The 11,103-nt window shown below is 43.5% G+C and carries 11 protein-coding genes and 2 pseudogenes; 2 read left to right on the top strand and 11 right to left on the bottom strand.

What is annotated here, in order from left to right:
- The first annotated feature begins 112 nt into the window (after positions 1-112).
- A complete protein-coding gene (locus FNW02_RS30305) occupies positions 113-580 on the top strand; it encodes a hypothetical protein (RefSeq protein ID WP_191761158.1) in 468 nt (155 codons plus the stop codon).
- Between the two features lie 96 nt (positions 581-676).
- Here FNW02_RS30305 and FNW02_RS30310 read toward each other — a convergent pair whose 3' ends face one another.
- The 7 genes from FNW02_RS30310 to FNW02_RS30340 form a co-directional block, all read right to left on the bottom strand.
- Positions 677-895, bottom strand: coding sequence for a hypothetical protein (locus tag FNW02_RS30310; protein WP_191761159.1), 219 nt, complete (start codon positions 893-895; stop codon positions 677-679).
- Between the two features lie 27 nt (positions 896-922).
- The gene (locus tag FNW02_RS30315) at positions 923-1,585 is read right to left on the bottom strand and encodes a phosphoribosyltransferase (RefSeq protein WP_191761160.1); all 663 of its coding nucleotides are present in this window, start codon (positions 1,583-1,585) and stop codon (positions 923-925) included.
- Between the two features lie 33 nt (positions 1,586-1,618).
- On the bottom strand, positions 1,619-2,026 hold the full coding sequence (locus tag FNW02_RS30320) for a DUF2267 domain-containing protein (RefSeq protein WP_191761161.1): 408 nt from the start codon (positions 2,024-2,026) through the stop codon (positions 1,619-1,621).
- 300 nt (positions 2,027-2,326) lie between these two features.
- Positions 2,327-2,875 carry an antibiotic biosynthesis monooxygenase gene (locus FNW02_RS30325; RefSeq protein ID WP_191761162.1) on the bottom strand — a complete coding sequence of 183 codons (549 nt, stop codon included), beginning with the start codon at positions 2,873-2,875 and terminating at the stop codon, positions 2,327-2,329.
- 9 nt (positions 2,876-2,884) lie between these two features.
- Positions 2,885-3,382, bottom strand: coding sequence for a GNAT family N-acetyltransferase (locus tag FNW02_RS30330; protein WP_225226012.1), 498 nt, complete (start codon positions 3,380-3,382; stop codon positions 2,885-2,887).
- 338 nt (positions 3,383-3,720) lie between these two features.
- Positions 3,721-4,647, bottom strand: a complete 927-nt coding sequence (locus FNW02_RS30335) for an SMP-30/gluconolactonase/LRE family protein (protein ID WP_191761164.1) — start codon at positions 4,645-4,647, stop codon at positions 3,721-3,723.
- 15 nt (positions 4,648-4,662) lie between these two features.
- Positions 4,663-5,313, bottom strand: a complete 651-nt coding sequence (locus FNW02_RS30340; RefSeq protein WP_191761165.1) for an SDR family NAD(P)-dependent oxidoreductase — start codon at positions 5,311-5,313, stop codon at positions 4,663-4,665.
- A gap of 102 nt (positions 5,314-5,415) precedes the next feature.
- Between FNW02_RS30340 and FNW02_RS30345 the strand changes: the two genes are divergently transcribed.
- Positions 5,416-6,333: a LysR family transcriptional regulator gene (locus FNW02_RS30345; protein WP_191761166.1), complete on the top strand. Its 918-nt coding sequence runs from the start codon at positions 5,416-5,418 to the stop codon at positions 6,331-6,333.
- Between the two features lie 68 nt (positions 6,334-6,401).
- On the opposite strand, the pseudogene FNW02_RS40235 reads toward FNW02_RS30345, so the two are convergent.
- From FNW02_RS40235 to FNW02_RS30360, 4 genes and pseudogenes are all read right to left on the bottom strand, one after another.
- Positions 6,402-7,175: pseudogene (locus FNW02_RS40235) on the bottom strand (two-component system sensor histidine kinase NtrB); the annotation flags it as partial.
- Between the two features lie 129 nt (positions 7,176-7,304).
- Positions 7,305-7,631, bottom strand: a pseudogene (locus FNW02_RS40240) (response regulator); the annotation flags it as partial.
- Between the two features lie 293 nt (positions 7,632-7,924).
- A complete protein-coding gene (locus tag FNW02_RS30355) occupies positions 7,925-10,162 on the bottom strand; it encodes a family 1 glycosylhydrolase (RefSeq protein ID WP_191761168.1) in 2,238 nt (745 codons plus the stop codon).
- A gap of 32 nt (positions 10,163-10,194) precedes the next feature.
- Positions 10,195-11,025, bottom strand: coding sequence for an N-acyl homoserine lactonase family protein (locus FNW02_RS30360; RefSeq protein WP_191761169.1), 831 nt, complete (start codon positions 11,023-11,025; stop codon positions 10,195-10,197).
- Positions 11,026-11,103 lie beyond the last annotated feature (78 nt).

Consider the following 11,103-nt stretch of genomic DNA (forward strand, 5'->3'; position numbering starts at 1 on the left):
GCGATCGCCTATGTAAAATCGAAACCACTAAGGCGTAGAAAAGTGTATTGTAGTGTGTTTAACTTTGATGTATGATTGCATTAATTTTCTTGGCTTAGTAGGAGAACTTACTATGTTCAACAAGTATTTCACATTACTTATTACAGTTGCCCTTACTTCCGCCCCATTGTCAGCATTTGCACAGCAAGTTAATGATGCGAACACTCAACAACAGATTAACAATCTCACTGACGCATTTCAGGGAGCGATAGACGGTACACTTCCTGTTGATGGTTCTTATCGTCCTGCTGGCTCTCCCATACAACCAACTAACAATGCAGTGGGGAACTTTAACCAATCCTCTGAACCGATTATCGACAATTACCAAAGAACTGTAAATAATATTGAAGCACAATCTGCTGCTTCTCCCGGCTATCAAGCCCCATCAACTACATGTAACTTCAACGTATATACGCCATCCACTAACAATAGCACTTCTACCAATGCTGCATTTTCCTGGGTAAATGCATTTAATAATTTTGGAGGTAAATGGATGCCTCGCATTACGGGTCAAACAACTCAACAACTATACAGGTGTTAGTGTTTAAACAATTCGCTCTGGGGCTACGCCCCGACAATAATACTTTAGGAGAAGTCGTAACAGTAGTTATTTAGTAGTGCTGAGTAATTAGCGCTTCTAGTTTTTTTGACTCACTTCTCGCTCACTGTGGGGATGAGCATTTTCGATATGCTCGATTAAGCTTTCAGCCATTTCAACAGCCACAAGAATTAGTTGCTGTTCTGTCTGTCCATAGCCTCCCTCATCACTGACTTGCGGGTAAATGTGGGGATTAGATAGCATAGCAGCCAAAAGCTGAGATGCAGTTTGTTTCAACTCATTAACTTGTAAATTCACACGCTTGTACCAATTTTCGATTTTAATTCAAGTACCTAGGGATAATAATTGATAATTGTTCCCAGTTGTAAGTAAGTCACGAACTTCTTCATCTGTGGTTTGGGGAAAGTTGTCGTACCAGAGACTAACGCTATAGAAGGGGCTGGGTGTCGCAACGTATACTACTTCGTCTACCTCAGCTTCCAACGCTTCACAGGTTTCAAGTGCGGCAACTGGCACAGCAACTATAATCTTAGCTGGTTGCTGTTTCCGCACAGCCATAATAGCAGCCCACATAGTTGCACCTGTTGCCAAGCCATCATCTACTAAAATCACAGTGCGTCCTGATAAATCTGCGTCAGGTTTATCGCCCCGATACAGCCGTTCTCGTCGCTCTAGTTCGCGTTGTTCTTGCGCCGCAATCCTAGCAATTACTTCATCGGATATCTTGACTTCGTTGACAATATGTTCATTTAGTATCCGCACACCACCAGAAGCGATCGCTCCCATTGCCAACTCTTCATGATTAGGCACACCTAATTTACGTACTACCAAAACATCTAAGGGAGCATTTAACGCTTTGGCAACCTCAAAAGCAACGGGTACGCCACCTCTCGGTAGCCCTAATACCAATACATCTGAGCGATTAATATAAGCCGTTAACTCTCCAGCTAAAACTTGACCCGCTAACCTCCGGTCTTTGAATAACATTGTGTGATACTCCTAACATTTGTCTCAGACAATTCAAGTATTTACACGCATTTGCCCTTGGCTTCCCGCCTCAAATAATGGATCAAATTCCGGTGGAAGTTGAGAGCGAATATCATTAATTTCGCCTGGGCTAATTGCCTCACTCAATACCTCAACCACCATCCGAGCATGATGAACGGCTTCTGGAAGCTCTACACCTTCGCGTTGGCTGATTCGTTCAAAAAACTCATCTAGGGAAAAGCGTTCTCCACTGCCTGCATGTTCATGTTGCAGATATTGTGCAATCCCTTTTGGAAGTTGGGCGGCGGCGTTGAAAGGCTCACGTCCAGCTAAGCGTTCAGCCAGAGTTTCTAGAGTAGCACGGGTTGCAAGTTCGGCATTACCGCGTGAACTAAGATGAGCACGTTTTTGCACCTGTCCAATAAACTCATCGTGTTGCATTGTCCCTCCAAATCTATCTCAATGCACGACTTGTTATGGTTGTTAGTACGTAGGGCAGAAATAAACCACCCATTCTCAATTAATGGTTTGATGTTCTAAGCTGATCTTAGAAAGCTAAAAATTTTGTGTCCTCTGACTAATGGGGCGACATTCTCAATTTACTGTTCTGTCTAACGGATGAGTTACCGCCATGCATGAAAATGTGGTAACTTCCAATCAAGGCTGGTCTAGCAAATTGCTGAAGCGCGGATAGCTATGATTTAGCCCGTGCTGAGTAATGAGCAATCAACACTGTCATATTTATTTAGCATATAACCATCTGTTAAACAAACGGCTGACCCTTGGCATGACAACGTAGGTTAAAAGTACAACCATAATGCCAGAAACGATTAGTGAGATGATTAAAGGAGATAAGCCGCGGAACAAAGGTATAAGGAAAGTATTTAGAAGATTAATTAACACGTACACAACTGCCCAGGTAAGCAATGCTGTTTTGTAGCGTGGTGGAGTCTTCAACGGTTGACCAGGAATAGAAAACCAAGCTTCTAAACCGTTAAGTTGCTGAACGTAAGGGTCAGATTGAACCAAAGATTTACCTTGATTTAACCAGTATTTGCGATCGCCTGACTCCATCCATCGTTTTAAATTTTCATAGTTGTCAAACCTAAAAATAATCACATATTCGGGTCGCACGCCAGGTTGAGGGCGAATCACATTTGTACCCAAGTGACCGATATAAGTTCTCGCCACACTAACAATATTTTTTATCCAAGCTTCGTAAGCACTTTCACAGCCGGGTTTGACAAGTTGCGAAATGACTACCGTTACGTATTGCTCGTCTTGTTCCATGTTTAGCAGTTATTTCACTAGCAAGCTTTTCTCACAGTCTTTTGATGTACGACCAGCATCTCGTATCAAGATTACAAAAGGCACGCCTTGGGTTTGATGTTCAAAAGTCTTAACAGCGCGAAACCCTACCTTGTACCATACTCGAAGCGCACGCTGATTGAACGCCGCAATCGTCACCCGAACAAAAGGAGGCGCAAACGTCTGTCGAGCAAAATCAAGAACCGCTTCCACATAGCAACTTCCTCGGCTTTGTCCTGTTAAATCTGGGCGAATACCCATCCCAATATCTAGCCCTGGTGTACTGTAATCACCTCCAGGCACTTGCCCATCCTCTCCAAAACTACAATAGCCAACAAATTCCTGCTTTTCAAAAATACCGTAGAAGTTGTTCTGAGGATTGAGAAAGTAGTGTATGTTTTGTTCAATTTCGTTGAGACTCAAATTGTAGAAATCATAGGGTGCATCATAATGCCAGCCAGACATTTCCCGCGCATGTGCTTCATTCAAAGATTGAATACTCAAGGGCATCGTTAGTTAAGGATAATTGTAGCTAGTAGTGGTCTGTTGCAAAAGTTTTGAGAGGTTCGTAGTCAGCACTTTAGTGCTTAAAAAATCAACGACTAAAGTCTTTACCACAAACACGTATGACCATCAAAATTAATAAGACAGACCAGTAGTAGCGCCGCAACTAAAAATATTGGGTTCAAAAAATTTAGAAAATAAAAAAATTAACTTTTCTATGATTACTTAACCCAGCCTTTTATCCCAGATGGGCTACTACTAATTTTAAGGTTTTTGGCTCTAACACCAAGCGTATTGAGCTATAACTAAGTAATTTTTACTCATTACTCAGCACTGTTTTGGAAATATCCAGCTTTTCCAACCTCAAGTCTGACAACCGTTGCTGGCACAACTCCTGTGGGAGGCGGTAAGAACATCCCACCATTTGTTACGACATAGATGGCTGTACGGTCTGATTCCTGTTGACCAAAAGCAACCGCTGTGCTACCAATTACATTTTGCTCGGCTTGAGCAATGATGGTTGTACTTCCATTTGGGGCAATTCGCACGACACTGTTATAAATGTGAGTTGCTCCATAGAGATTCCCTTCTACATCGAAGGCGAAATCATCAATATTGGTTTTCTCAATAAAGATTTCTGGTTCGCCGGCTTTATCCGTAGCGGTAATGGGAATCCGCAATAGGAGCATTTTATCAGTGTTTGAGACGTAGAGATTGTCATTGAAACGCTTCAAGCCATTTGCGGCAGGGATATTACTCTCAGAACTTCTGCGAGCCAGTAAGGGATGTTCTAACCAAATTGACGCACGACGTTGAGCAATATCAATCTCCCAGATTGCACCTCGATAGGAATCAGCTGTCAAATACTGAGTACCTGATAGAGGCGTGATGCCATTGAGAAATACGGCATCTGGCAGCTTTAATAAAGTCTCCACTGTGCCATCTGAGGTAACTAGAGAAATTACAGGTACAGAATCAGCGTTCCATCCAGTTGCTACCAAACCACCGTTGACAGTAAAGGCAAGACCACTGACTTTGCCTTCAACACTTGCGTGAATATGCTGTTTACCATCTGGGGCAATGCAAACAATTTTACCAATCTCGTGATTCGTGACAAAGATTGTGCCATTTAGGGCAATCGCTAGATTTTCTAAGAAGGTATTGACTGGGAACGAAGCAATGACTTGGGCGGATGCCAATTCAATTGGCGTATCTGCATAAATTGGTGGTAAGCCGGCTGTAGTTTCCATTAGCTGCAACTCCTATTAATACACCACTTCTGTTTCAGAATCTTGAATAGTATGAAATTCCCAGTATTTCTCTGCAATGCGATCAGGACTGTATTTGGGGTCTGCCGCGTCCACTGTACCGCAAATTGTGATTGTTCCCACTCGAATATTTTGACTTTTTAAAGCAGTTGCCAGTGTATTAGCCAAACTGCGAATACCAGCTTTACCAATCGAGAGCGAGGCAAAATCAGGGCTGGGATACAAGGCAAATCCACCGCCAGTCAACAGAATTGTTCCCTTGCCCTGTGCTTGCATACTTGGAATAACGGCTTGGGCTGCTACTAATGCGCCAGCAACATTCACTTTAAAATCATTGACTAGTGTCTCAAAAGATGTACTAAGAACATTCTCCATTCTTGGAACCGCCGCATTGTAAACAAGCACATCTGGATTTCCCAACTGCTCTTGAATAGAGACAAATGCAGATTTTAAGGAAGATTCATCACCCGCATCAGCCACAAAGTCATATACTTCATAGCCTGACCCTTGCAATTGCTCTCGATACTCCTGTAACTTACTTTGGTTGCGAGCAATCATTACGATCGCAAAACCTTCTTTAGCAAAACGACGGGCGATCGCCAGTCCATTTCCCTCACCCATTCCCACGATAATTAGCAAAGAGGTCATAATTCTTTGTTCCAATTTTGCAAAACTTAAATCTTGCTTTTACTTGCAACGTACCAAAGTCAAATAAATTAATCAAATCGATTATAAAAATAATGACTATTGATGAAATCGATTGACTTGACCTCAATTGACCTAAATCTCCTCGTTACCTTTGAAGCCCTCTTTGAAGAACGGAGCGTTACCAAAGCAGCTAATCGACTTTATTTAGGGCAACCTGCCATTAGTGCAGCGCTGGGACGGTTGCGAGCATTATTTCAAGATGAGTTATTTATTCGTATCGGTAGGGAAATGCAACCTACTGCCAAAGCTACTGAAATTGCTTCTGGTATCTCAACCGCTCTACAGCAAATCCGACAGATACTAGAATCGAGTCAAACTTTTGATCCCGCAACTTCACAACATACTTTTGCGATCGGCAGTTCAGATTATACCAGTTATGTTGTAATGCCCAAACTGTTAGAAATTTGTCGGCAGACTGCACCCGGTATTAACTTTCGATTAATTGGCTTTGATAAAGATCAAATTGGAGAGCTTTTAGAACAACGAGAAATTGATGTTGCCCTCGGCGTCTTCCAAGAACCGCCCAGACAAACGATGCAGGTTCCATTATTTTCAGAACACTTTATAGGCATTAGTCGTCATGAACATCCTCTAATTACCCAGGAAGCTTTCACATCTGAAACTTTCGCTGCTTTGCCTCATGTTCTCTTCACTCTGCGACGAGATGACGTTGGTGAACTCGACAAGGTACTCGCTCAAGACAACTTACAGCGTCGAATCGTTCTGACAACCCCCCATCTATTAATATTGCCAGCGATAATTTCATCCAGTGATCTAGTTACTGCCATTCCATCACGACTGGCAAAGCCGTTTGCATGTCAAGGCTCATTAAAAATTTTTGAACTTCCTGTGCAAACCGAACCGTGGATGATTTCCATGCTGTGGAGCAAACTTGCAGATCAAGATCAGGCAAATCGTTGGTTACGGCACATGCTCAAAAGCGTTTGTGAGAGAATTTAAATGTTATTAAACTTCAACCCTTCGTTGATAAAAGAGTCAGAAGTTTACAGCATTACCTCTACGTTATTAGCTGGCAAGTACACCTGAAACTGGCTACCTTTGCCTACTTTGCTATACACCTTGACAAAACCACCGTGGCTTTTGATGATACTAAAAACAATGGAAAGCCCCAATCCAGTGCCTTGGCTCGTGTCTTTAGTTGTAAAAAACGGTTGAAAAATTTGCTCTAATAACTCTTGTGAGATACCGCATCCTGTATCTGAAATGGTTATGACCACGTAATCACCTACTTCTGCCTCTACATTCAGCCCAGCACAGCTTTGATCACAAAATAGATTTTCACCAGAAATAGTTAGTGTGCCCCCCTGTGGCATGGCATCACGAGCATTTACACACAGATTCATCAATACCTGATGTAATTGGGTGGAGTCTGCTGAAACCATCCAAAGATCTTGTGTTGGTATATTAGTGCAAATTTCAATTGATTTTGGGAATGTATTTTTAGTAATCTGCTCAATTTCTTTGAGCAGATGTCTTATTTGTAAAGGAACTCGCTTCCCTTCGGCTCCTCGTGCATAAGACAGAATTTGTTTGACCAGTTCGACACCACGTTTAGAGTTATCCTCTAGTATTTTCAGTAGTTGTTGATTCTGCTCATCATGATTGGGCAGTTTAAGTGGCAGCAGTTGAGCAATTATCAAAATAGGCGTCAGTATATTATTCAAATCATGTGCAATACCACTTGCTATAGTACCAAGGCTCTCTAGCCGTTGTGCTCGATAAAGCTGGGCTGAGAGTTGTTTTTTAGTCAGGTCACTATTAATAGTGAAAATAGATTTAGGGGTGTTCTCCACCACGCCAAAGAATTCCCGTGGATGTGGGCCTACCTCATTTTTTAGCCGCTTGCTCACACTTTCCAGTATATTTTGAATAGCCAGACGAAGGCTTTGTGACGTAGTATCTCTTTTAACTAAATAGTCGGCAGCACCACTTTTCATCGCTTGTACTGCTATCTGTTCATTTCCCTGACCTGTTAGCATTATGACTGGAAGATTTGTTTGACCAAACTGAGTCTTCAGCTCACTTAAAATTTCTAGCCCATCCATATCTGGTAGCAGATAATCAAGCAAAATCACGTCAGGAATTTCTTGGCTACAAAATAATAGCGCCTCTTCTCCGGTTTCTGCCTCTAAAATATTGTAAGTGCGTTGCTTATCTCCCAACAGATAGCGTCGGTAAGTTTCCCGGTCTTCTAAGCAGTCATCGGCAAACAGAAGTTTTGGTGTAATTATTGCCACACAGCCCCCGGTCAACAGTTAAAATATCTGCTCCTTTCATTTCAAATAACACATTAGGTGGATAAATACAAGGCTTTTACACCTCACATAAGCGGATAAAGGGCAAAGGAATAATAAGCTGTTATGCATTTAAATTGCACATTACCTCGACATTAAGGTTAACTGTTAACAGTCAACAGTCAACAGTCAACAGTCAACAACTACAAAGAGTAGTTATGCAATTTAGACGCGCATTAGCTTAATGGTCGCTCAAAATTTTACTCGCTTTTCCCCTTCCCCTTTACTTTTTTTTATCAAACCCCACCTTTTTTAATAATCTCTCGATATTCAGCCGCCGCAGTGGTTGGCTGGCGCTTTAATTCTGGGTCATTATCTAGACCAACGTGGTAAAGGCCAAAATCGCTATCTGGGCCAAACTTCAGACCCCACTCGCGGTTAGAGGTGATGCACCAAGAGACATAACCCACAACATTTACACCGTCCTGACGAGCACGCTGTACCTGCTGGATGTGTTGGCGAATGTAATCCTCGCGTTTGACGACTTTATCAGCTACATCAACACAGCCGTTCTCAACAATTAAAATCTCCTTATCAGGGAACAGTTGGGCGTGTAACTTGAGCATATCGTACAGTACCCCAGACCAAACTGGCGCATTACCGAAACGCCCAAAAGCTGCATCCATCAACTGCTGGATGCGGTTAAGTCGTAAATTGCTGATCCCCCAATAGTAGTCAAACCCGACAAAATCTTGCTGTCCGACGCATTCTTGGGGACAAAGGAATGTTGGCAGTTTTCCAGCCATGCCAAGATGCCACCAGTTACTTGTCAACGATGTTGAAAGGGCGCTAAAAATCTTCATTAATGGGTCAAAGATTCGCACAACAGAGCGCAGCACAGGCAGCCGTTCTTGAGTAGCAACGATTTTAAACTTTACTTTGCTAGGATCACCAAAAATTTGCTTTGCTAAGGCACGAGCTAAATCGATTTCTAAGCCGCTGAATTCACCCGTTTCTGGATCACGATAACCAAATCCAGGAACGTTATCTTTAACAGCAACAATCAAGTAACCTCGGTCTTGAATGCCACGCAGCAAAGGTTTGGGCAGAGGTTTGTTAGGTACTGGAGGTTGTGCCTCTCCTTGATGTGTGATGTCAGCTAAAGTTGAACGTCTGCCTAGGCGGGGCGGTTCTGGCACTGGTTGACCGGGGAAGTAGCGGGCGTAACTGGCAGCCCAAGCACCAGATTCTTTGAAGTTCCGCACTACTCTGTCTACAACATTAAGTAATTCGCGATCGCCTTTAACTACAGCAGCAGCATAATTTTCTTCAGTTAGTCCTCCACCATTTTTACCAATCAGCCGATATTGCCCCGGAAACTGCTGTGCGATTCCTAACAAGATGGTGTCATCAGCAAGGATAGCACTGATTTGCTCATAGTCCAACGCTCTGAGAGCATCAGCATGATTTTCTACCACTTGGACATTCGCTGCGGGGAATAGTTGATATACGGTAGATTCGGCAGTAGTGCTTTTAACCACTGCCACAGGTTTGCCATCGACATCTTCGAGTTGCTGAATTGGACTTGCTGACTTCACCAATAAAAATTGACCTGCTTGATAGTATGCCTCGGAGAAAGCTACTTGCTGTTGTCGCTCTTGGGTAACAGTCAAGGTAGCAATCACTACATCTACTTGCCCTTTTTCTAACAGAGCACGCTCACTGAAACGTTTTCCTTGAGCAACGAAGTCTTCGGGACGGCGGAGATTTGTGACGTTGCGATCCACCAGTTTTTGCAACCATAAGGGTAGACCCAACAACATTGGGTTGGCTCCTACTTGAGCATCTGGGTTGAATTGCTTGAGAATAGTTCTAGCGTTAGTATGTGCAATGAACAAATTTCGCATCAGCTTGCGGACTGCGGTCATTTGATCTGCGATCGTTGCGCCTCGATCTAAACCGGGTGGCATAAAGTAAGCTCTCTCCCACCAAGGTTTGACATAGCCGTAAATCAGTTGACTGGGTTCATTAAAACTAATCCAGTAGCGGACTAAGGGGCCCAAACGCTGAGCAACTTCTTTGGCATAGGTAGCGAAAATAGATGGGAAATCTGGGGAAATTAAACCGCCTCGTTCTTCAACATGGATCGGATGGGTGAAGTGGTGCAGAGTGGCCATGGGTTCCATACCATGCGATCGGATAGTTTCAATCACTTGGCGATAGTGTTCAAAAGCTTCCTCATTAAACTCACCAGGTTTCGGTTCCACTCGCGACCAGGCGATCGAAAAGCGGAACATCTTGCAACCAAGAGACTTCGCCAGCGCTATATCTTCGGCGTAGCGATGCCAAAAGTCAGTTGCTTGACCCCTAATTGTCAGGGCGCGACGACGCTCCCACACATCTCGAATGTCTTCATAGCGTGAGTCGTAAGCTTCGCATTGGTGGTCAGCTGTGGCAACACCAAACATGAATGATTCTGGTAAAGGCGAGAAGTGAGCTTTGTCGGTAGATGGCTTTGTCTCTGCGTTTGACATAGAAATAACTCCTTTAGAGATAATCAAAGTAATTAGACTGAAACAATGGTTCGCTCTGCTAACCTGTGAGCAGCATCAGGGTCATGACTTGGAAGATAAACTGTAGGAAATTCTTGTATGTACTGCAAAATCAGCTTTAGTGTTTGGCGAGATTTCTCTTCATCTTGAGCAACACCGTCAACGATCTGATCTAACATAAGTTGCTGAGTATAGGAGGCATCACCAGCAAAAAAGAGGGAGAGTCCCTCGTTTTGTACCAAAACTGACAAATGCCCCCCAGTATGACCTTCTGTAGGAATTAAGCTGACATCTCCAGCTTTTGTCAGCGGGTAACTCTCTAAAAAAGGCCCGATTGGCTGAGGCTCATACTCTATTAAGTGAGGGGCTAACCACTCCGGCCAACGCTGAGTTAAATAACCTCTTAGCTGTCCGCGCCAACCACCAGTCAGCTCATACTCTCTGCGCGAGACAACAATTTCTGCGTTAGGAAAATGGTGCAAACCGCCTATATGGTCAGTGTGCAGATGAGTGAGAATTACCCAGCGTACATCATCTGGTTCTATGCCCAAAGCTCGTAACCGAAAATTCACCTCGTCTTCAGGTTGCAAACATGGTTTGATACTCAACTGAAAATAGGGGTTCCACCAAGGGAAGTAACCCGGTTCCAATGTGCGTGCAGTTTCACCCGTATCGATTAAGATAATTCCTTCTGGATGCTCAATTGCCCAGCTATAAATGGGTAAAGGCTCAGCCCAGTTGCGGTCAAGAATAGTGTTTACCAGACGCATAGCACCATGACCTTTGCTATGGCACTGACAGGTTTTGATGGATACAAGTCCGCTCTGAACGGCGTGAATATGCATTTTTATACCTTGGTATGATAGTCACTAGTGCAAGAAGGCAGGAGGGGCAGGGGGAGCAGAGGGGCAGGGGGAGCAGGG

This window comes from Komarekiella delphini-convector SJRDD-AB1 (genome assembly GCF_014831675.1).
GTDB lineage: Bacteria > Cyanobacteriota > Cyanobacteriia > Cyanobacteriales > Nostocaceae > Komarekiella.